Genomic DNA, 20,388 nt, shown 5'->3' on the forward strand with positions numbered 1-20,388 from the left:
CAGCGAGCGGCCAATGCCTGGAGATGCCGCCCTGCCGATTACGGATCCTCACAGGGCACGGTGCTCACATTTTTCGTCCGGGACAGCCTCTCGTAGAACAGCTCCCGGTGCCGGACAGCCAGGATGGCTGTCCACAGCAGATAGAAAAACCAGACAAGAAAGGTGGGAAGGGACAGAAGCGGGGGCAACGCGAAGAGATAGGCCAGCAGGCTGCCACAGCGGAGGGCATACTGATACCATTTCGGGCGAGCCCCGTCTGTCCCCGCGATGCGCATCCTCAGGATGAGCTTCCCCAGCGTTCGTCCCCCTGTCAGGGTGGGGACAAGGGTGTAGTAGAGAAAGGCGAGGAGCAGAGAAAGCCGGCTGTCCTTTGCCCATTCCTCCTGGATCAGCGCAAGGAGTACACTGTTTACAATAAAGATGAGAAAAAGGTCAAAGCAAAGGGCCAGCAGGCGTCGGGTCAGGGAGATCTCCTGGCCCCTGCGCAGGCTGGCTTTGTCCATGTTCTCCCGGGAGGGGAGAAGCCGCATGAGGGCAGGCGCGCACAGGTATCCGGCAGCGCCGCCCAGGGTGTTGCTCATCAGGTCGTCTACGTCAAAGAGCCTGTATCCTCTGGGATAGATAAAATACAGGCCGCTGAGCTGAGTCAGCTCAAAGAACAGGGACAGGAGGAAGGAGAAGAGGAGAGTCCTCTTAAAGCTGCACCGAAAGTAGTACCTCAGATAGATGCCAAAGGGCATGACCATGAGGAAGTTGTAAAACACCTGGAAAAAGGCGGCGTTTTTGACAAGAGAGAGCCAGGTGGACGGATCCCCCAGGCGGAAGGAGGACTCCTTAAAAATGTCCCGTATGAACATAAAGGGAACCGGCTGCACCCGGGGCCCTGTCATCTGCGCCACCTCGTGGATGGAGGGGAGGGGCAGGATGACAAGGAAGTAGACGCACAGCAGGTACAGGATGAAGGAGTACACCACAAGGATGCGGAAGCTGAGCACGGAGCCGTACTTCCGGTAGTTGTAGATGATGTATGGAAAGGTAAATAAAAAGGCGATAAAGGGAAAGGCGATCACAGCCGTCAGTATGATGTGTACATAGGAACCCATAAGCATTTCCTCCGTGTGTTTTCTTTTACGGGTCGTATTGTAGCACATCATGGCGAAGAATTTGTGAAAATGACAGAAATGTAAGGTAAATGTAATGTGGGAAGTGCTGGAAAGGGACCGCGGGCATACAGCCCCTGCGGTTCCTCCCGCTTTTTTATCTCTCCGGCTCTCTGTCCGGAATATTCATCCCGTACCATTCGCGGAACAGCTCCTCAAAGGCCTTCATGGCGTTTGAGACATAGTGCCGCCCGGACATGGCTATATCGAAGACGCGGATCGTGCCGGGGGAGCTGATCTTGTAGAACAGGACCTTGTCGGTCCGGGAGGTGACGAGAAAATCGCTGATAAAGGCGGCGCCCATACCTGCGCAGGAGAGGTGCCAGGCGGTGACCAGCTGGGATACCTGGAGGCGGATATCCGGTGTCACGCCGGCCTCCTCGAAGAAACGGCTGCTCCGGCTGTAGAGATTGTTGCCGGGAGTCAGAAGGATGAAGGGAGTGTCGGCAAATTCTGCCATTGAAACGCCGGGCGTCCCGAAGAGCTGGTGCTTTTTCTCCAGGATGTCATCGGAGGTGAAGGCGCAGTCAGCCAGACGACGGTTGACCGGAAAATCCGCTGGGACGGCCAGAAGGATCATGTCGATAAAGCAGGGGGCTCTCCGGAATGAGTCGTTTGGCTTTTCGGTGCAGTTGAAGGTGATGTCAATGTCGTGGTCGTAGAGCATTTGCAGAAGATCGCTGGATCCGGCTTCTGTCAGTTCCAGGCGCACTTTCGGGTATTCCCGGGCAAAGGCGGCCAGAACGGGAGGGAGAACGTAGGAGTTGATGTAGTGGGAGCCGCCGATCCGCAGCGTCCCCGCCTGCAAAGTAGACAGATCATTGATCTGTTGCTCCAGCTCGTTTTCCAGGTTTTCGATCTCCACGTATTTCCGGATGTACAGCTCCCCGGCGGCGGTCAGCTTCAGAGGCTTGCAGGTGCGGTCAAAGAGGGGCATGCCAACCTTCGCCTCCACCCGCTGGACCGCAAGGCTCAGGGCGGGCTGAGTCATAAATAGCGCGCTTGCGGCTTTGGAAAAGCTGGCGTGTTTGTAGACTGTGTAAATGTATTTCATCTCCTGTTCCATGACTTCCTCCTGTATAAATTTGATTAATACTAATATAAATTTTATAAAATTGATTATATAGATTTTCCGTGTTACTGTAAAGATACAAAAAGAAAAACAATCTGCGAAAGCCGGCAAAGAGCAGTTGGGAACAGGAAAAAGAGGAGGATATTTTTATGGAAATTAATGCGCTGATGATGGATCCCACGGACCATGTAGTTACCTGTGTCAGTGAGGTGGGAAAAGGAGAGAAGATCGTCTACAGAAAAGGCGGAGAGGTCTGTACAGTCACGGCTCTTGAGCCCATTCCCTACTGCCATAAGGCTGCGGTCGCAGATATCGCGAAGGGAGGGCAGGTTATCAAATACGGGGAGAGCCTTGGAGAGACCTCCTGTGAGATCAGGACAGGCGGCTGGGTAGCTGACCACAATCTGTTCAGCGTTCCCAGGGATTACGACAGCGAGCTGGCGGGGAATGACTTTGAGATGTGTGCCAGACAGTCAGAGGGGGCGCCGGACATGAAGGGATTTCAGTTCTGGGGCTACCGCAGGGCGGAGGGACGTCCCGGCATCCGAAATCACGTGCTGATCCTTCCTACCTGCGCCTGCGGAAGCGAGAGCTGCAGGGTTGTGGCCAGTCAGGTGAGGGGAGCGGTGAACATCGTGTTCAACACGGGCTGCTCCGACGTGGAGGCCAACACAGCCATGAGCCAGAAGGTGTTGACCGGATTTGCCTGCAATCCGAACGTGTACGGCGTGGTCATCATCGGACTGGGATGCGAGACAGTGCCCCATGATAAGCTGAGGGAAAAGATCCAATCCATGACAAGCAAGCCGGGGGTGTCTTTTGGAATACAGGAGGAAGGGGGCACGCTGAAGACCATTGAGAAGGCTGTGAGGGCTGCCAGGGATATGGCTGCAGAGGCGGCTATGCAGCAGAAGGAGCTGTTCGATGTGTCTGAATTTTTCCTGGGTATAGAGTGCGGAGGCTCGGATGCCACGTCCGGGATTGCCAGCAACCCGGCGGTGGGAGAGCTGAGCGATATCCTGGTAGACATGGGGGCTACCTCCATGATGAGCGAGTCCATCGAGTGGATCGGCGGTGAGCACGTGGTGGCTAAGCGGGCGGCAGACCGCAGGATCCACGACCAGGTCATCGATGTATGCCGCAGATATGAGGAGCATCTGGCGGCGGCCGGCCAGGACTGCCGGGCAGGGCAGCCTACGCCGGGCAACAAGGCCGGGGGTCTGTCCACGCTGGATGAAAAGAGTCTCGGATGTATCCGCAAGGGCGGGACAAGGCCCATCGTGGAGGTGCTGGAGCAGGCGGAGCGCCCCACCAAACGCGGAGCTATTGTCATGGACACGGCGGGCTACGACATTTCCTCTGTAACCTCTATGGTGGCAGCAGGCTGCCAGGCTGTGATCTTTACCACAGGCCGGGGAACGCCCACAGGCAACGCCATCGTCCCTGTGCTGAAGGTGACGGCCAACAGGCGGACATTTGAGAAGATGGAGGACAATATGGATATCGATCTGAGTCCCATTGTGAGCGGGGAGAAGACCTACCAGGAAATGGGCCGGGAGATGGTGGGAACCATCAGGGATATCTGCAACGGAAAGATGACAAAGGCTGAGGCCTTCGGGTTCTCAGACATTGCTGTAGGCCATGTCTGCAGGTTTGTATAGGGAGGTGCGGTTATGTCTCAGGCAGCTATTACACTGATCATTCTTGTGGCGGCCATAGTCCTGTTTGTCATAGACAAACTGCCCATGGGGCTTGTGGCCTTCTGCGTCCCGCTGGCCCTCTATTTTACAGGGGTTATCGGGGCTGAAGAAATCTTTGCCAGCGTGGTCAATTCCAATGTACTCCTGATCCTTGGCATGTGTGTGGTTGGGGCGGCCTTTTTCAAGACAGGTCTGGCCTACACCACCAGCCAGATGATGCTGAAGCACACGAAAAGCCAGAGAGGGCTGATGCTGGTGGTCTTCCTTTTCTCTGGCGTCATGTCCGGCTTTGTGTCCAACAGAGGCACCGTGGCCATCCTTCTTCCCATTGTTATGGGGATCGCGGGGGGAGCGGGCATCAAGCCGATTAAGCTCCTGATCCCGCTTGTGGCAGGTGCCACCATTGGAGCGGACATCTCCATCATCGGGTCTCCGGGTAATCTGATTGCCAAGAATACGATAGAACAGTTCAGCGGAGGCACAATGACAGTGGGATTTTTCGAGTATGCCAAGATCGGAATTCCCATGCTGATCGCAGTGGGCGTGCTGTACTACTTCTTCGGGGACAAGCTGATCGCTGAGCGTGAGAGCGGCAGAAAGATAGAGGACAACCCGGACTACAGCCACATTCCTCAGTGGAAGAGGACGTTTACACTGGTTGTCATGATACTGACCATTGTGGGAATGGTACTGAAGGATTATCTGGACTTCCTGCCCCCGATCCATATTACCGCATGTCTGGGGGCCGCAGTGCTGGTGCTTGCGGGAGTGCTGACGGAGAAAGAGGCATTTGCCTCCTTTGAGATACTGACCGTGTTCATGCTGGCCTTCATGATGCCCCTTGGAGACGCTCTGAACAACACCGGAGCCGGCGAGATGATCGCAAATGCTGTGATCTCTCTGACGGGAAATGCCAGCCCCATTATCCTGATGGCAGCTCTCTGGATCCTGACATGGGGACTGATACAGGTGATGAGCAACACGGCTGCCTGCACCCTTCTGTGTCCTATTGCCTGGACTATTGCGGAAGCCCTCGGAGCAGATCCACGGGCGGTGGTTATCGCTGTGTTTATTGCCAGCAGCGTGGCGGTGTGCACACCCATGGCTATTCCTGCCAACTCCATGATCCTGGAGCCGGGAAATGTGAGATTTAAGGATTTCATCAAACCGGGCCTGGCAGTCAGCGCTGTGTGCTTTGTGGTCAGCATGGTACTCCTGCCTGTCTTCTATCCCTTCTATTAAAGATAAAGAATGGAAAATAAAGACAGGAGAAGCGCTGTGACAGCGATCTTTCTTTCTAAAAGTACTTGCCAAAAAGTATTATCTGTATTATATAATGTAATACAGATAATACTTTTTTTATAGTGGCATAGATTACAAAGGGGAAAATGGGATTGCAAAGAGGAGGTGTCAGCCATGATCATTTCGCTGGATATGAGCAGTGAGACCCCGATTTACGTGCAGCTTCGCAACCAGATCGTCACAGGCATAGGGAGAGGGGAGCTGCGGGCCGGGGAGACTCTCCCTTCCGTGAGGCAGATGGCCCGGGACGCGGGGATCAACACCATGACGGTCAACAAGACCTATCAGATCCTGAAGGCGGAGGGCTTTATCGAGATCGACCGGAGGAAGGGGGCCACGGTCCTGCCGGCCGGGCAGGCGGAAGAGAGGTTTCGGGAAAAGCTGGAGGCAGAGCTGGAGCTTTTGTCGGCGGAGGCCTGCCTGAAGGGAATGAAACAGGACGAGTTCATGGGCATCTGTGAGGCGATGTTTGCCAGTATGCACCCGGCGGAAAGTGAGGGGTAAGGGATGAAAATTGCCATGTTTTTTATTTTTCTTGTCTGCAATCTGATCATTGTCCCACTCTGCCAGTACTCCTACGGAAAGCTGTGGGAATACCGGGAGGGGATGGTGCTGGGGGTCCATATTCCGGCTACCTGTGTCCAGCACCCCCGGGTGAGGGAGCTCTGTGAAAGGCATAAAAAAAGCTGGATCCTATTCCACCGGATCAACCTGGCGGCCAGCTTTCTCATCTGCTTTGTCTGCTTTCTGGACTACATGGCCTTTCTCATCGTGTGGATGCTCTGGCTGCTGGAGTACGTGTGCGGTCTGGAGTATCTGATCATCGTCCCCCACAGGCGGATGTACAGGCTGAAGATGGAGAACGGCTGGATGGATGAGAGGAGCAGGAAGATCGTGCGCATTGACACAGCCGTCTCGGCGGCTTCCTCGAAGCTGTCCCTTGACTGGAAGTGGCATCTGCCCATCCTTGTTCTGACCGTGGCCACAGCGTATTTCGTGGCCGTGGCGGAGAGAAAATTCCAGGTGGACACCCCGGAGGCCTGGCCCTTCTGGCTGCTCTACGGGACCGGCGTGGGGCTCTGCCTTCTCTTCCTGGCCATGCATGTGGGAGTGGAGCGCCGTCCCAACCGGGTGTACAGCGAGGACAGCCAGATCAATCTGGCGGCCAACCAGCTGACGAAGCGGTCCTGGACCGAGGGGCTTGTGTACGCCTCCTGGGCAAACGGCGTCTCCTGGATCTTCATGGCCATCGCCTATTACCGGTACGGCCCGGACATGCCGGGAGCTGTGTATGTTATCTACACAGGGCTTATATTCCTGGCCGTCGCCGTCCTCCTCCTTCCCCTGGGACTGTCCGTGGGAAAGCGCAGGGAGGTGCTGGAGGCGGACACCTCCGCCTGCTGCATTGACGATGACGAGTACTGGAAGAAGGGCTGGTACAACAATCCGGGCGACCGGCATCTCTTCGTCCAGGACAGGTTCAACAGCATGAACATGTCCATGAACTACGGGCGGCCGGCGGCCAAGGTGATCACAGGAGTCCTGGCGGCTGTCATCCTGGGCGGCCTGGTCTGGACCGCGGTGCTCCTGTCAGATTTTGTCAACGTGGAGGTGGTGTTCACACAGGAGGGGGACACCTTTACCTTTGAGGCGGCCGGGTACGACTGCTCCTTTGACAGGGCCAGGATCCGGTCCGTGGAGCTCCTGGACAGTATGCCGGAGGAAAATTTTACAAGAACAAACGGAGGCAGCACGGAGGAGTATCATGTGGGATACTTCAGGGGAAAGGAGACAGGAAGATGCATGATGTTCCTGTACACGGGATGTGAGCCCATCCTGGAGATACAGCTCGACGACATGACTGTGTTCGCAAACAGCCGCCAGGAGGAGACCACCCTCTCCTGGTATGAAGAGCTGGCCGGACAGGTGATTGGGGAATAGAAAATAAAAGTCCGGAAGGGCTGAAAAGCAGGGAAGAGCGGGAGACTCCACTGTCCGTGGACTCCCGCTCTTCCCTGCGTATATTGCCAGATTTCCTGGGCCGGGGTATGATAGGAGCAGAAACAGCGAAGGGAGGCAGGTGTATGGATGCGGAAAAGACAGGCAGATATATTGCGGCCTGCAGGAAAAGGAAGCAGATGACTCAGAAGGAGCTGGCCGACAGGCTGGGGGTGACCAACAAAGCCGTCTCCAAATGGGAGACAGGCCAGGGGATGCCGGATATCAGCGTCCTTCTTGAGCTTGCCAGGGTGCTGGAGGTGCCTGTGGAGGAGATCCTCCGTGGCGGATCCAAGGAGAGTGCCTATGAGACTGTCGGAGAAACCAATCCATTATATGTGATAGAAAAAAGCGATCAAAAGAAACAGATAAATTTCCAAAAGACCTGTTCGCTGGGCGGCTATCTGTCTGAGGGAGCCGGGTGGGTGCTGCTTGTGCTGGGGGTGCTCTGCCTGGCCCTGCAGGTCTGGTTCCTTCTGAACCGGGGGAGGTACCAGATTGAGTACATGGCCTGGTGGATGTTCTATGTGGTAAACGCAGGAGCTCTTCTTTTCCTTCTGCTGGGCGGCATCTGTGTCCGCCGGCTGCGACGTTTTGCCCTGAAGCCGGCTGTGGCGGCAGTCTTTGGCCTTCTTTTTTGCGGCAACCTGGCGGCGGCCTTCCTGACAGGGACAGATCAAAGGGAGGTCATCCGCCTTTCGCCTGGGCTTTCAGGCAATTGTATGGTTCTAAAGATCAGGGAGGACAGCGGGGCGGCAAGGCTGTACCGGCCTGCCGCCGGCCCCTTTGTCCGACCGGCGGAGGAGATTCCCTTTACGGTCGCGGGGGAGGTGAAGACCCAGTGGCTTGAGAAGGATGTGTGCGCGGTCACCTATGAGTCTGAGGAGGACGGCGGCGTGCATCAGTTTGTGGCCACCTACGGGGACAGGAGCGATGGCGTCGCTTACTACTATGTGTCAAATGCCCTCCTTGGCACATGGGTGGGAGAAGACGGGTACCGTCTGGAGCTGACAGGCGGTCCGGATGGAGGGATCATCCTTGAAACTCCGAGAGGGACGGAGTTCTACGAATATGAGGACTGCCTGCAGTACGGGACGCTGGCCCTCGTCCTGCCAGGCCAGGGGCCGAAATGGACTCTTGTGCTGAACCGTGACTGCATCCTGGAGAGCGGGGAGACAACGGTAAATGACGGGGGAACGGTCACTCTGTGCCGGGTCAGCATGAAGGACACCACGCCGGTGACACTCAGAAGAGTCATGGACGGGGCGGCCGGATAGCACAGACGGCCGCCCTGGCGGACAGAGCGTAGGACAGACAGTATAGGATCAGAAAGGGGACAGACTATGAAGGGAAAAAAGAAGATCCTGCTTGTGGCGGCTATACTGGTCGCGGCGGCCCTGGCGGCGTTTCTGATAAAAACGTGGACAGAGCGGGGAGGAGAAGAGACACTGGAGCAGGAGGGACTTTCCTCCATCCTGGATAAAGTGAGGGAGACGGAGGAGTTTCCGGAAAACTGCAATATCGCCTATCTGGGGGCGGACATCACAGAGGAGGGAGAGGTGACGGACTTCACCCTGACAGTCATCGGCTTTGACAGCCAGGACCAGTACATTTCCCACGTGGGCTACACCTGGGATGAGGAAGCCGGGGAGCTGTCCTGCCGGGAGTACAGTGAGACGGCTCTTCCCACCTACTATGACCCCAACGCGGATTTTGCCTATATCGACAGCCAGATCCGGCGAATTCCCTTTGAGGCCCAGATCCGCCTCCTCTCCTTTGACCGATATAAGGTAGAGTACCAGCAGGACACCCAGCTCCCCGCCGGGACTCCTGTGCTGGACGGAAGCGGGGGAGAGGATTTCCCGGTGCTCACCTGGGAGGAGTATGAGCGGGGAGAGGGCGGTGTCAGCGACGGCTCCTCCGCTATGGTCATCTCTCTGACGGACGGCACCGGAGCCACAGGAGAGCGCCTGGAATACTACTGTGAGGCTGCGGACCAGGAGGCCCTGGCGGGGCACCCGGAGTCTGTGATGATGATGGATTACCGGCTAAACGGAGGGGAACTGCTCCTGACAGGAGACGCGGGAGAGACCTGGGTTGATACAGGGCTCACCGAGGAGCAGGTAGATGAGACAGTGGAGACCTACGGCCGGGGCGGACTGCTCTTTGAGGACAGCTATTACGGGGACAAGGAAAACGGCCTCTACGCCGTGTTTTACGGGCAGACGCCTGTGCTCCGCCTCTCCGGGGACGGAGGGCAGACCTGGGAGGATATTCCCTTTACAGACTACATGCCAAGGCTCTGCACGAGAAGGATCGTCCGGTTCCTGGACCGTGAGAACGGCTACGCGGGGCTTGGGACAGACTGGACTATGGGGACAGGGGGCGCTGTCTATGTGTACTGGACTCATGACGGGGGAGCGACATGGACCTCCTCCACCAGCCTCTATGAGGACAGTATGATGCTGGACGGCCTTGCCTTTGCGGACACCTCAAACGGTGTGGCGAGCCTCCAGACGGTGAACGGGGACGAGCAGTATCCGGCTCTTCGCGTGACTACTGACGGAGGCGCCTCCTTTACAGAGCTTGTCCTCCCCTGGGAGAGCCTTCCCTCCAGCGTAAGCTTTCTGGACAAGGTGGACACTCTCACAGAGGAGGACGGTGTGTTCACACTGACCCTGGGACAGGGGACAGCCGGCAACACAAAGGCTGTCTTTACGAGCACTGATGTGACCGGCGGATGGACCTTCAAGGAGAGCTATCAGGGAACCATCCACACGGTAGGTTGATGGTTGATCATTTTTTGGGAGCTTTGGCTCCGAAGACAAACATGCCGTACCGAATAAGCGTGTAGACGACCAAAAGGCAGCCTGTCCGATGCCCTGTGCCCCGAAGGCAGGGGCTGTGACAAATGTCAGCTCCTTTTCCGGCATTTGAAAGCCTGTTCTGTAAGCCATTATACCATGGCCGCACAGCGCCATGGGGCTCCGGCAGATGCGCAGCGGATTTCTGCGGTTCCGCAGAAACCGCTTTATGCGCAGGTATAATGACTACAATGTAGTCATTATACCATATTTTCTCCATCCTTATAAATTCCTTATAACCACTCTCTATACTTTCGGATGTAAGGCAGGGAGGCCCCGGTCAAGGGGCGATTCCAAAAGAAAATGGAGGAGAAGAATATGCAGTCAATCGTGTTAGAGACAAGATCACTGACAAAGACGTTCCGGGGCAGCGAGGCGCGGGCCCTGGACAAGGTGGCGGTCCGCATCCCCAGAGGGTGCGTCTACGGGCTGCTGGGGCCGAACGGCGCCGGGAAGTCCACGCTGCTGAAAATTATCACCGGCATGATGAGGCCGGACGAGGGGGAGGTGCTCTTTGAGGGAAAGCCCTGGCAGAGGCAGGACTTAAGAAGGACCGGAGTCCTCATAGAGACGCCGCCCATCTACGACAACCTGAGCGCCCGGGAAAATCTCCTTGTGCGCACCACTGTCCTGGGGCTTCCAAAGAGCCGGATCGATGAGGTGCTGGAGATTGTGGAGCTGACGGATACGGGGAAGAAGCGGGCGGGGAAATTTTCCCTGGGTATGAAGCAGAGGCTGGGCATTGCGGCGGCCCTTCTGCCGGACCCGGACCTTCTCATACTGGACGAGCCCACCAACGGCCTGGATCCCTTTGGCATCCAGCAGCTGCGCGCCATGCTGAGGGGCTTTGCGGACAGGGGCATGACCGTGCTCATATCCAGCCACATCCTGGGAGAGGTGGAGCAGATGGCGGACCACATCGGCATCCTGGCAGGAGGCGTTCTGGGCTACCAGGGAGGGATGCCAGGGAGAGGGCATCTGGAGGAGCTCTTTGGGAAAGTGGTGGAGAAGAACCGGAGAGGGGGCTGGCAGGCGTGAGCGGGAATAGGATGTCTTCTGAAAAAATATCTCTCTGGAGTCTGTGCCGGGCGGAGGCCATGAAATACCGCCGCAGCGGCACCGGAAAGCTGTGGCTGTTCATGCCCGCGGTCACCCTGGCCGTGGCCTTCTGGCTGAGCAGGAGCTACGGCACTATCAGCGGCTACAACTGGTGGTATGTGGGGCTCTATCCGGGCATGCTCTCTCTTGTCTGCTGCATGACAGCGGCAAAAGATGCAAAGCTGGGGAGCCGGGCAGTCCTGTCCCTCCCCGTCCGTCCGGCCCGGGTGTGGGACGCCAAAATCCTGACCTGCGCCCTGGCGGCGGCAAAGGCCAACATCCTGGTGGGCGTCCTGGCCTGGGTGCTGGGAAATATCCTCCTGCCGGCGGTAGGGATAGAGCAGACGCTCCAGGTGTCCTGGACACAGACGCTGGCGGCGGTTCTTGTGATGACAGCGGCCGGCATCTGGCAGGTGCCCCTCTGCCTGTGGATGGGGCAGAGACTTGGCATGCTCCCGGCCCTTATCATAAACGTGGCCCTGGCCACCAGCGGCGTCCTCACAGCCGTCACATCCTTCTGGATGGCAGACCCCTATGCGGTCCTTCCCAGGCTGATGTGCGCGGTCATAGGAGTTCTCCCCAACAATATGCCGGCCCGGCCGGGGATCCCCACCTACTCCCCGGAGCTGCTGGACACCTCCGCCATCCTTCCGGGGTTGACGCTCTGCCTGGCCCTTCTGGTTTTTCTTTGGTATCTGTCCCGAAGGTGGTATGAGAGAAAGGGGGCGGTGCAGGCATGAGATCCTGTGTGAGACTTTTCTGCGGGGAGATGCGCAAATACGCCCACACCTCCATCCTGTGGGTACACCTTATCCTGCCCCTTGTGGGCATGGCGGTGTTCCTTCTATATTACAGCTTTTCCGCCTGGGAGAGCGGGGCAAAGGCCCAGGCCTACCTGGAGGTGCTGGCCTGCATCTGGCCCTTTCTTGCAGGGCTCATCTGCGGCATGGCGGTGGAGATGGAGAGGAACAGTGGATTTCAGAACTTTCTTCTGCTGCCTGGGAGACGCTGGCAGGCTCTCCTTGGCAAATGGCTCTGTCTCATGGCCCTGGGCCTTATCGCCGCCCTCATCGCCGCTCTGGGATTTGGGGCTCTGTTCCACCTGCTCCCCGGGGGGAATGTATTTTCCATGAAGGTATATCTTCTGGAGGCGGCGGTAATCTGGATCTGCCAGGCGCCTGTGTACATGCTCCACCTGTTCCTGGCTGCCCAGTTCGGGAGGGGAGCCAGCATTGGTGTGGGCGTGGGAGGTGCCATCCTGGCCTTCCTCATGCTGACAGGTATGGGCGAGGGGATCTGGATGTATCTGCCCTGGTCCTTTGGTGGCAGATGGTGTGATTTTATGCTAGTATATAGCCTGGGCGCCGTGGACCGGGCCGTTCTTACGGGAAACGCATGGCCGGCGCTTGTTGTGTGCGGCGGGCTGACAGCCCTCATCTTCGGGGCGTCGCTGCTCTGGATGGGGAGAAAGAATTTTTAGTGGGAGAGGGAGAATATGGGAGTGCATATATTGGCGATAGACGATGAGGAGGGGATTTTGCGGGTCATAAGGCGGGCTCTTGAGAAGGATGGCTGCCATGTGGACGCGCTGAGCGACCCGCTGGCGATCGACACCGCTCGGCTGGGACAGTATGATCTGATCCTCCTGGATGTGATGATGCCGGGGATGGACGGCTTTTCCCTGTGCAGACGCATCCGGGGGGAGGTGGACTGCCCGGTCCTCTTTCTCACGGCAAAGACCGGGGAGGAGGATCTTATGCGGGGACTGGGGCTGGGAGCCGACGACTATATCCGCAAGCCCTTTGGCATAGGAGAGCTCCGCGCCCGGGTACAGGCTCACATCCGCCGGGAGAGGCGGGAGAGGACCCACGCGGTGATAGCCGGCGATGTGCGGTTCTATCTGCGGGAAAAGCGGGCAGTGTACAGGGAGAGGGAGCTGCCCTTCACGAAAAGCGAGTACGAGATATGCGAGTATCTGGCCCTCCACCGGGGGCAGGTGTTTTCCCGGGAGCAGATCTATGAACATGTCTTCGGATACGATGGGGAGAGCGACAGCTCCGCCATCACGGAGCACATAAAAAACATCCGGGCAAAATGCCGGGAGGCAGGCTGTGAGCCTGTGGAGACAGTGTGGGGAATGGGCTATAAATGGAGAAATTGAAAATGACTAAAAACAGGAAAAATCCAAGACAAAAAAGATTGCATGCAATCTTTGTGAGGTTCCTCCTGGGATACGGGACCGGAGCCGCTCTGCTGGCCTGCGTGGTCATAGGACTCTATTTTGCACTCATCGCCCTCGACTGCATCCGCATCCCCTCCTATGAGCAGAACCAGATCATGGCGGCCTCCCAGGCCATCCGTACAGGCGGCCAGGTGGAGGGAGAGCTTCTGCCGGACACCTGCTCCTACGGCGTATACAGCAGGGAGGGATCCTATCTCTACGGCACCCTATCGGGGCAGGAGCAAAGAGCGGTGTGGGAGAAGGGGCGAGACTGGCAGACAACCGGACTGTACGGTAAATTCTGGCAGAGAATAGAAAAGGACAACGGCAACATCGCCTTCATCAGCTACCAGGTGATGGCGAAATTTGTCTCTCCCGCTCTGCGCACCATATTCCCCAATGCGGAGCTTCTCTTTCTGGCGGTTCTGGGCCTTCTTCTGGCAGCGCTGACAGTGGTGGTGCCCCGGTTCTTTGGCAGATATGTGGATCGGCGTCTTCTGGTGCTGTCCCGGGCCGCCGCCCGGGTGGAGAGGGAGGACCTGGATTTTGAGAGGGAGCGCTCGGATATCCGGGAGATCGACCAGGTGCTGGGAGCTATTTATAAAATGAAGGAAGCCCTCCGCAAATCCCTGCGGGAGCAGTGGGAGCTGGAGGCAAAAAAGGAGGAGCAGGTGTGCGCCCTGGCCCACGACATCCGCACGCCCCTCACCATTATCCGGGGAAACGCGGAGCTCTTTCTGGAGACGGAGGACATCCGGGAGATTCGGGAGTGGGACAGGGAGATCCTGGATAATGTAGAAGACATAGAGGCCTACCTGTCCATCCTCCAGGAGGCCATGGGCCCGGCGGGAGGGAAAAAGGACTCCGCCAGGGCAGCGGACGGCGGGCGGGAGCTCTTCCCGGTTCGCCCCTGGATGGAGGAGATAGCTGAGAGGGCCCAGGCCCTTGGAAGATCCAGACAGGTGCAGGTCATTTGCCGGAGCAGCGCGGCAAGGGGCTGTGAGGCAAAAGCAGCAGACGGCGGCGTGGGCTGGGTTCTGGAGGGGGACAAAAAAAGGCTCTCCCGGGCTGTGCTGAACGTGATCTCCAACGCAGTGGATCACTCCCCGGAAAAGGGGAAGGTGCAGGTGAGGGCAGAGACCACCTTCGCCCCCTCCGGGGAGGGAAGGCTCACGGTGGCTGTGGAGGACGAGGGCCCCGGCTTTTCCAGGGAGGCCCTTTGGCGGGCCACGGAGCGCTTCTACCAGGACGGGGAGGCCAGGCGGAAGGGGCATTACGGCATGGGGCTTTACATTGCCCGCACTTTTGCAGAGGAGGCAGGCGGGAGCATCCGCCTTGCCAATCTGTGCGAAGGCGGCGCGCAGGTTCTTGTGGAGCTGCCCCTGCTTCGGGAAACGCCGCAGAGCGGGCAGGACAGGAAGCTTTCCGATCTACAAAAACCTGAGAATATGAAAAAACTGTAAAGAATGTGACCTGGTTACAGAAAAACCTCCCGGATCGTGTATAATAGAGACAGAAACAAAAAAACAAATCCAAAAGGGAGGAATTGATAATATGGCAGCATTACATTTTACAAAGGACAATTTTGAAAAAGAGGTATTACAGTCAGACGTGCCGGTACTGGTAGACTTCTGGGCAACCTGGTGCGGCCCATGCCAGATGGTGAGCCCTATCATTGAGGAGCTCTCTGATGAGCTGACAGGCGTGAAGATCGGCAAGGTCAATGTGGACGAGGAGATGGAGCTGGCAAAGCAGTACAGAGTGATGTCCATCCCCACTCTCATTGTATTCAAGGACGGCAAGAAGGTGAACATGGCCATCGGCGCCCAGGGCAAGGAGGAGATCAAGGATCTGCTGGGCGTGTAGGCTTGAATTCCTAAAAATGTAACAGATGTTGTTCCCCGGCTGCGGTTGGTGGGAGCAGGAGAGAAAAGCAGGGATGAGAGGTCTCTGCTTTTTATTTTGCGGCCGCAAGGTCAGGGAATTTCTGCAGCCCTGCCATATATAGAAAAAATGAATATATGAGATGATATATAATAAATACCGATTGGCCTTTAGGAGGCGACAGGGTTAAGATAAAGAAGAAATATTGTTCACTTTTTGACAAAGGAGGAGAGGTTTATGAAAAAAACAGCAGTATTTCTCGCCCTGCTTCTGACGCTGGGAATAACCGGGTGCGGAGCCCAGAAGGACACGGGCAGTGACAGTGCAGAGGAGACGACGAAGGAGGCGCAGGGGGAGACCCAGGAGGGTACAGATGCCCTGACCGTGGACGAGGCGTCTAAAACTATCACGGTACAGGCCACAGCTACAGGAAACACTGAGTCCTCTATCCATCTGCTCGTCAATGAGTCGGGGAGCAACGCCAAGAGCGCATTTTTCACCACAGAGGCGTCCACAATGGACTTCTACGACGCCCTTGTGGAGCTGGGAGGTATTCCGGGAAACAATATTCCTGTTGACGCGGAGAGCGGCACCATTCTGGGCAGCGGCCTGGATGTGTCCATCACAGTGGACGGGACAGAGTATGATACATACGATCTGATCACAGCCTCCGAGGAGCGGGAGATGGATATGCGCTTTGGCGGCAACGTGGCCCTCAATCAGGAGTATGCTACAGGCTGCCTGCTCTGCATGGAGAGCTGTTCTGTAGGTATTGCCAGCGACGCGGCGTACCAGTACAACGAGCCTATTGAGTTTACACCCTCCGACAGCATGCCGGAGGAGGGGACAGATGTCACCTTTACCATTAAAGTGGACGATACGTCCATGGTGGTAAATGAGGAGGCAAAGACTATCTCCATGAACATTCTTTCCACCGGCTATGACAAGTCGACAATCCACGCCATCGTAAATGAGGAGGGATCCAATGCGGATAAGACCTTATTTACCACAACAGCGGACACGAAGGAATTCTATGAGGCTTTGAAGCAGCTGGGCGCCCAGGACGGCAACAACATCGCTCTGGACGATCCGGACGGCATCATTGAGGGAACCGGACTGGATGTAAATGTGGAGATCGGCACAGAGAACTGCTCCTTTGCGGATCTGTTTACGGCCTCCGAGGAGAGGGATATGGACATGCGCTTCGGCGGCAACCTGGAGGTGAACCAGGAGTACGCCACAGGCTGTATCATGTGCCTGGAGAGCTGCCCGGCCGGCATCACGAGCAACGCGGCTTACCAGTATCAGGAGGAGATCACCTTCGGACCCTCTGACAAGATGCCTGCCAAGGGAACCCACATCATCGCCACATTTACGGTTGAGGAGTGATGGCGAGGGTCACAGGAGCTGTCTATAACGGGTTGATCTGGGCGTGCCTGGCCACGGTGCTCTGTGTCAACTCGGTGGTGATCTGCATGAAGGTCAATATGGGCACCCTGTTCCTGGCTGTGTTCGCAGGGGGCGCCCTTCTTTTGTGGGGCATTACCTTCCTGAAAGGGAGGAGGGCAGGGGCCCTGTTCAGCCTGGTCAATCTGGTGGTCTGCACACTGGCGGCAGTACTGGTCTACCAGTTTATCTACGGGAAGGATCTCCTGACAAGGCCGGCTTTTATTCTGCGGCTGGCACTGCACAGGCAGGCGCCCTCCCAGAACCTTGTCAACGGCGTTCTGCTGGCGGCGGCCCTGCTGGGATATCTGGCCGTGCTGCTGACAAACCGACTGACAGACCGAAGAGAACAGAGAAAGAAAAGACCCTCAAAAAAATAGACAGGAAAACAGGAGAGGCCGCCCGGCCGGGGAGGAGGAAATGATCCCCGGCCGGGCGGCTTTTCTTTACATGCCTTCCGGTCCGTGGTATCCTGTTTTACAGGAGACAAAAGAGCAGGAGGGAAAGAGGATGATGGAGAGAACAGCGATCATCGGAATGGGTGCCCTGGGCCTTCTCTACGGAGACCAGATCGCCTCCGCAAAGGGGCCGGAGCTCTCGACACCATGAAAAACTGTGTGGGAGAGAATACGGTCATCCTCTCTGTGATGAACGGTATAAGCAGTGAGAAGATTATCGGGGAGCGGTATGGCCATGGGCGGCTGATCGACACGGTGGCACAGGGAATGGACGCCATGAAATTTGGCAGTAAGCTGACCTACACAAAAATGGGAGAGCTGCGGATCGGCGCGGAGGACGCTTCTCAGAAGGAGAATCTGGAGCAGGTGGCAGCCTACTTTGATGAGATAAAGATGCCCTACACAGTGGAGGAGGATATCCTCCGCAGGCTCTGGGGGAAATTCATGCTGAACGTGGGAGTCAATCAGACATGCATGGACTTTGAGACCAACTACGGCGGAGCCCTGGAGGAGGGAAGCCGGGCCCATGAGACTATGCTGGCCGCCATGCGGGAGGTGATCGCCCTTGCAGGTGCGGAGGGCATCCGGCTGACAGAGGAGGATCTGGAGGAGTACATCGCCATCCTTCGCACCCTCTCCCCGGAGGGCATGCCCTCCATGCGCCAGGACGCTGTGTCCAGGCGGCCCTCGGAGGTGGAGATGTTTGCGGGGACTGTGATCCCCATGGCCGAGAGGCACGGCATCCCTGTGCTGGCCAACAGATTTTTATATGAGAAGATAAAGGAGATAGAGGCGTCCTACTGACTGTTACAATAGCATCAGGATAAGAAAAGATAAGAAAACGCGGGAAAAGAATGAGGACGCCCGTATGGAAGGTATGGTATGACAAGAGAAGAGGTAAAGCTTGGATTTATCGGATTTGGAAATATGGGACAGGCTATCGCGGATGGGTTTTTGTACACCCGCACACTGGAGCCGTCCAGGATGTGCGCCTGCGCAGTGAACCGGGAAAAGCTGAAAAAGAACACGGAGGCGAGGGGAATGAGAGCCTGCCGGGACAGCAAAGAGGTGGTGGAGCAGTCGGATCTTGTAGTGCTGGCGGTGAAGCCCTGGATGGCCGGGGCGGTGCTGGAGCCCCTGAAGGGCCTTTTTGCGGGAAAAGTCCTCTGGTCCGTGGCGGCAGGCGTCATGTTCGACGATTTTGAGGAGATGCTGGGGCCCGGCATCCACCACATCACGGCCATCCCCAGCACCCCGGCGGCAGTGGGGGAGGGGATCTACACCTGCGAGAAGAGACATTCCCTCACGGAGGAGGAGCACGCATTTTTCCTCTCCCTGCTGTCTGACATCGGCATGGCGGTGGAGGTGGAGACAGGGAAAGTCAACATCGCCAACACCATCAGCGGCTGCGGGCCTGCCTTTGCCAGCATGTTTATAGAGGCGCTGGGGGATGCGGGCGTCATGTACGGGCTTACGAGGCCTCAGGCCTACGAGCTGGCCGCGGGCATGATGGCTGGCACAGGGAAGCTGATGCTCCACCAGGGAAAGCATCCGGGACAGATGAAGGACGATGTGTGCTCCCCGGGAGGCACCACTATCCGGGGCGTGGCCGCCCTTGAGAGAGCAGGCCTTCGTACAGCCGTCATCCAGGCGGTGGAGGCCGCCATGAAGACTTATGAATAGAGACCTATGAATAGACCAGCGGGCCAGGGAGCGGCTATTGCGCAGAGTCAGCCAGCTTCCGGAGAGCCTTTTTGTCCAGGATGGTGACGCTGCCCCTGGCCAGGGATACATAGCCCTCCTGGGAGAAATATTTCAGCATCCGGGTCACCACCTCCCGGGCGCTGCCCATGAGCTTTGCGATCTGCTCGTGGGTCAGGGAGAGGGTGTCTGTGGCAAGGGAGGCGGACTCGTCCAGAAGAAAGATGGCAAGGCGCCTGTCAAAGCTCATAAATAGGATCTGCTGCATAGCCCACATGACGTCCGAGAAGCGCTCGGCCGCCGCCTTGTTGGCAAAGGCCTCCACGTAGATGTTGTCGTGCATCAGAAGGGAGATGACAGCGGAGCTGACCTGCAGGACCTGGCTGTCATCCACGGCGTCTATGTACACGTCAAAGGTAATGGAGGACAGGACGCAGGAGGCGGAGAGGATGCACAGCTCCCCGGGATAGATGCGGTACAGGGTGATCTCCCTGCCGTCTTCGGACATGATGTACACCCGCAGGGATCCTGTTTTTACAAGGAGAAGCCCCAGACATTTGTAGTCCGCCCGGTGGATGGAGGCTCCCTTCTTATAGGAAACGGACGTGGTGCTCTGCAACAGCAGCGATCTCTCCGAGGGAGAGAGGCGGGGGAAAAAGGGGAGCGCATTTTCAAGAAATGCCTGGTCTTCTTGTACGGTCATAGGTGTGATACCTCCTGTGTGTTTATGCTGGTATCATTTTAGTACATTGCCGGGAAAAGAACAAGTTTCGTTTACAGTTACTGTCATTAGGTTTGATTTGCATTATACGAAAGAGGTTTGTTATGGTTGAAAAAGGAGTTGTAAATGCGAGATTTCAGATCCCGCACCTGAAGCATATTGAGTATGTCCTGGCCGCGAAAATGCGGTGCCGGAAGCTGTACATCGGGATCACCAACCCGGATCCCTCCTGCGTGAGGGAGTCGGTGAACGATGAGATACGCTCCACGCCGGCGGCCAATCCGCTGACCTATCTGGAGCGCTATGAGATGATCCGGGGAGCCATGGAGGAGTTCAATGTGCCCCTTGGCGATTATGAGATCGTCCCCTTCCCCATCCACCGCCCCGAGTACATCACCCAGTATACGCCCTCCGACGGGGTCTACTATCTGGGGATCTGCGACGGCTGGGACGAGGAGAAGCTGAAGATCCTGAAGGGGCTGGATCTGAAGACGGAAGTCCTCTGGCGTCGCAGCAAGGAGGAGTGCGGCGTCACCGGCACCTGGATCCGGAGCTGCATCGCCACAGGCCAGGAGTGGGAGCATCTGGTCCCCCGGGCCGTATATCAATACATCACAGAGCACGGCATTGAGGAGCGCATCCGCCGCCTGTTCAACGAAGAACGCTAATTTGGGACGTAATACTTTTTAAAAGTATTACGTCCCAAATTGCGTTTTTTCGTTAGTTTAAAAAATGATTTTTTGTGAGAAATTATTAAAAAATG

Annotated in this window: 20 protein-coding genes; 17 read left to right on the forward strand and 3 right to left on the reverse strand. The window is 57.0% G+C overall.

Going from position 1 to position 20,388, the window contains the following annotated elements; all coding sequences use genetic code 11:
• Positions 1–38 precede the first annotated feature (38 nt).
• Together H7U36_RS04430 and H7U36_RS04435 are read right to left on the reverse strand one after the other, a co-directional pair.
• On the reverse strand, positions 39–1,103 hold the full coding sequence (locus tag H7U36_RS04430) for a VanZ family protein (protein WP_033125926.1): 1,065 nt from the start codon (positions 1,101–1,103) through the stop codon (positions 39–41).
• Positions 1,104–1,257: 154 nt separating this feature from the next.
• A complete protein-coding gene (locus H7U36_RS04435; RefSeq protein ID WP_033125927.1) occupies positions 1,258–2,226 on the reverse strand; it encodes a LysR family transcriptional regulator in 969 nt (322 codons plus the stop codon).
• Positions 2,227–2,381: 155 nt separating this feature from the next.
• Here H7U36_RS04435 and H7U36_RS04440 point away from each other — a divergent pair, with 155 nt between their 5' ends.
• The 16 genes from H7U36_RS04440 (at position 2,382) to proC (ending at position 18,886) form a co-directional block, all read left to right on the forward strand.
• On the forward strand, positions 2,382–3,893 hold the full coding sequence (locus H7U36_RS04440; protein ID WP_243426691.1) for a UxaA family hydrolase: 1,512 nt from the start codon (positions 2,382–2,384) through the stop codon (positions 3,891–3,893).
• 12 nt (positions 3,894–3,905) lie between these two features.
• Positions 3,906–5,174 carry an SLC13 family permease gene (locus tag H7U36_RS04445; RefSeq protein WP_138304732.1) on the forward strand — a complete coding sequence of 423 codons (1,269 nt, stop codon included), beginning with the start codon at positions 3,906–3,908 and terminating at the stop codon, positions 5,172–5,174.
• A gap of 174 nt (positions 5,175–5,348) precedes the next feature.
• Positions 5,349–5,738 (forward strand): GntR family transcriptional regulator, encoded by a 390-nt coding sequence (locus H7U36_RS04450; protein WP_138304730.1) that lies wholly within the window; start codon positions 5,349–5,351, stop codon positions 5,736–5,738.
• Positions 5,739–5,753: 15 nt separating this feature from the next.
• Positions 5,754–7,175 (forward strand): hypothetical protein, encoded by a 1,422-nt coding sequence (locus tag H7U36_RS04455; protein ID WP_138304728.1) that lies wholly within the window; start codon positions 5,754–5,756, stop codon positions 7,173–7,175.
• Between the two features lie 143 nt (positions 7,176–7,318).
• Positions 7,319–8,509: a type II toxin-antitoxin system RelB family anti-toxin gene (locus tag H7U36_RS04460; RefSeq protein WP_171031579.1), complete on the forward strand. Its 1,191-nt coding sequence runs from the start codon at positions 7,319–7,321 to the stop codon at positions 8,507–8,509.
• 66 nt (positions 8,510–8,575) lie between these two features.
• Positions 8,576–10,021, forward strand: a complete 1,446-nt coding sequence (locus H7U36_RS04465) for a WD40/YVTN/BNR-like repeat-containing protein (RefSeq protein ID WP_033127061.1) — start codon at positions 8,576–8,578, stop codon at positions 10,019–10,021.
• A 393-nt stretch (positions 10,022–10,414) separates the two neighbouring features.
• A complete protein-coding gene (locus H7U36_RS04470; protein WP_191493893.1) occupies positions 10,415–11,134 on the forward strand; it encodes a lantibiotic protection ABC transporter ATP-binding subunit in 720 nt (239 codons plus the stop codon).
• Between the two features lie 11 nt (positions 11,135–11,145).
• On the forward strand, positions 11,146–11,934 hold the full coding sequence (locus H7U36_RS04475; RefSeq protein WP_033127063.1) for a lantibiotic immunity ABC transporter MutE/EpiE family permease subunit: 789 nt from the start codon (positions 11,146–11,148) through the stop codon (positions 11,932–11,934).
• Positions 11,931–12,674: a lantibiotic immunity ABC transporter MutG family permease subunit gene (locus H7U36_RS04480; RefSeq protein WP_033127064.1), complete on the forward strand. Its 744-nt coding sequence runs from the start codon at positions 11,931–11,933 to the stop codon at positions 12,672–12,674. The genes H7U36_RS04475 and H7U36_RS04480 overlap by 4 nt, the downstream gene beginning before the upstream one ends.
• Before the next feature lie 15 nt (positions 12,675–12,689).
• Positions 12,690–13,355: a response regulator transcription factor gene (locus H7U36_RS04485; protein WP_033127065.1), complete on the forward strand. Its 666-nt coding sequence runs from the start codon at positions 12,690–12,692 to the stop codon at positions 13,353–13,355.
• Between the two features lie 38 nt (positions 13,356–13,393).
• A complete protein-coding gene (locus H7U36_RS04490) occupies positions 13,394–14,878 on the forward strand; it encodes a sensor histidine kinase (RefSeq protein ID WP_205155753.1) in 1,485 nt (494 codons plus the stop codon).
• A gap of 91 nt (positions 14,879–14,969) precedes the next feature.
• Complete coding sequence (trxA, locus tag H7U36_RS04495) at positions 14,970–15,281, forward strand: thioredoxin (RefSeq protein WP_033127067.1); 312 nt, start codon at positions 14,970–14,972, stop codon at positions 15,279–15,281.
• A gap of 255 nt (positions 15,282–15,536) precedes the next feature.
• Positions 15,537–16,688, forward strand: coding sequence for a YdjY domain-containing protein (locus tag H7U36_RS04500; RefSeq protein WP_033127068.1), 1,152 nt, complete (start codon positions 15,537–15,539; stop codon positions 16,686–16,688).
• Positions 16,688–17,125: a hypothetical protein gene (locus tag H7U36_RS04505; protein ID WP_138304714.1), complete on the forward strand. Its 438-nt coding sequence runs from the start codon at positions 16,688–16,690 to the stop codon at positions 17,123–17,125. Before H7U36_RS04500 ends, H7U36_RS04505 begins: the two co-directional genes overlap by 1 nt.
• Positions 17,126–17,350: 225 nt before the next feature.
• Positions 17,351–18,007: a ketopantoate reductase family protein gene (locus H7U36_RS04510; protein ID WP_243426692.1), complete on the forward strand. Its 657-nt coding sequence runs from the start codon at positions 17,351–17,353 to the stop codon at positions 18,005–18,007.
• Positions 18,008–18,085: 78 nt separating this feature from the next.
• The gene (gene proC / locus H7U36_RS04515; protein WP_205155754.1) at positions 18,086–18,886 is read left to right on the forward strand and encodes a pyrroline-5-carboxylate reductase; all 801 of its coding nucleotides are present in this window, start codon (positions 18,086–18,088) and stop codon (positions 18,884–18,886) included.
• A gap of 34 nt (positions 18,887–18,920) precedes the next feature.
• On the opposite strand, the gene H7U36_RS04520 is transcribed toward proC, so the two are convergent.
• On the reverse strand, positions 18,921–19,607 hold the full coding sequence (locus H7U36_RS04520; RefSeq protein ID WP_033127071.1) for a Crp/Fnr family transcriptional regulator: 687 nt from the start codon (positions 19,605–19,607) through the stop codon (positions 18,921–18,923).
• 122 nt (positions 19,608–19,729) lie between these two features.
• Here H7U36_RS04520 and H7U36_RS04525 point away from each other — a divergent pair, with 122 nt between their 5' ends.
• Positions 19,730–20,293 (forward strand): nucleotidyl transferase family protein, encoded by a 564-nt coding sequence (locus tag H7U36_RS04525; protein WP_033126741.1) that lies wholly within the window; start codon positions 19,730–19,732, stop codon positions 20,291–20,293.
• Positions 20,294–20,388: the final 95 nt, after the last annotated feature.

This window comes from Faecalicatena fissicatena, assembly GCF_016900595.1.
Classification (GTDB): domain Bacteria; phylum Bacillota; class Clostridia; order Lachnospirales; family Lachnospiraceae; genus Claveliimonas; species Claveliimonas intestinigallinarum.

Excerpts from the sequence above, each read along its gene's own strand:
- H7U36_RS04430 (WP_033125926.1), bottom strand. The coding sequence starts at position 1,103 with ATGGGTTCCTATGTACACATCATACTGACGGCTGTGATCGCCTTTCCC.
- H7U36_RS04435 (WP_033125927.1), bottom strand. The coding sequence starts at position 2,226 with ATGGAACAGGAGATGAAATACATTTACACAGTCTACAAACACGCCAGC.
- H7U36_RS04440 (WP_243426691.1), top strand. The coding sequence starts at position 2,382 with ATGGAAATTAATGCGCTGATGATGGATCCCACGGACCATGTAGTTACC.
- H7U36_RS04445 (WP_138304732.1), top strand. The coding sequence starts at position 3,906 with ATGTCTCAGGCAGCTATTACACTGATCATTCTTGTGGCGGCCATAGTC.
- H7U36_RS04450 (WP_138304730.1), top strand. The coding sequence starts at position 5,349 with ATGATCATTTCGCTGGATATGAGCAGTGAGACCCCGATTTACGTGCAG.
- H7U36_RS04455 (WP_138304728.1), top strand. The coding sequence starts at position 5,754 with ATGTTTTTTATTTTTCTTGTCTGCAATCTGATCATTGTCCCACTCTGC.
- H7U36_RS04460 (WP_171031579.1), top strand. The coding sequence starts at position 7,319 with ATGGATGCGGAAAAGACAGGCAGATATATTGCGGCCTGCAGGAAAAGG.
- H7U36_RS04465 (WP_033127061.1), top strand. The coding sequence starts at position 8,576 with ATGAAGGGAAAAAAGAAGATCCTGCTTGTGGCGGCTATACTGGTCGCG.
- H7U36_RS04470 (WP_191493893.1), top strand. The coding sequence starts at position 10,415 with ATGCAGTCAATCGTGTTAGAGACAAGATCACTGACAAAGACGTTCCGG.
- H7U36_RS04475 (WP_033127063.1), top strand. The coding sequence starts at position 11,146 with ATGTCTTCTGAAAAAATATCTCTCTGGAGTCTGTGCCGGGCGGAGGCC.
- H7U36_RS04480 (WP_033127064.1), top strand. The coding sequence starts at position 11,931 with ATGAGATCCTGTGTGAGACTTTTCTGCGGGGAGATGCGCAAATACGCC.
- H7U36_RS04485 (WP_033127065.1), top strand. The coding sequence starts at position 12,690 with ATGGGAGTGCATATATTGGCGATAGACGATGAGGAGGGGATTTTGCGG.
- trxA (WP_033127067.1), top strand. The coding sequence starts at position 14,970 with ATGGCAGCATTACATTTTACAAAGGACAATTTTGAAAAAGAGGTATTA.
- H7U36_RS04500 (WP_033127068.1), top strand. The coding sequence starts at position 15,537 with ATGAAAAAAACAGCAGTATTTCTCGCCCTGCTTCTGACGCTGGGAATA.
- H7U36_RS04505 (WP_138304714.1), top strand. The coding sequence starts at position 16,688 with ATGGCGAGGGTCACAGGAGCTGTCTATAACGGGTTGATCTGGGCGTGC.
- H7U36_RS04510 (WP_243426692.1), top strand. The coding sequence starts at position 17,351 with ATGAAAAACTGTGTGGGAGAGAATACGGTCATCCTCTCTGTGATGAAC.
- proC (WP_205155754.1), top strand. The coding sequence starts at position 18,086 with ATGACAAGAGAAGAGGTAAAGCTTGGATTTATCGGATTTGGAAATATG.
- H7U36_RS04520 (WP_033127071.1), bottom strand. The coding sequence starts at position 19,607 with ATGACCGTACAAGAAGACCAGGCATTTCTTGAAAATGCGCTCCCCTTT.
- H7U36_RS04525 (WP_033126741.1), top strand. The coding sequence starts at position 19,730 with ATGGTTGAAAAAGGAGTTGTAAATGCGAGATTTCAGATCCCGCACCTG.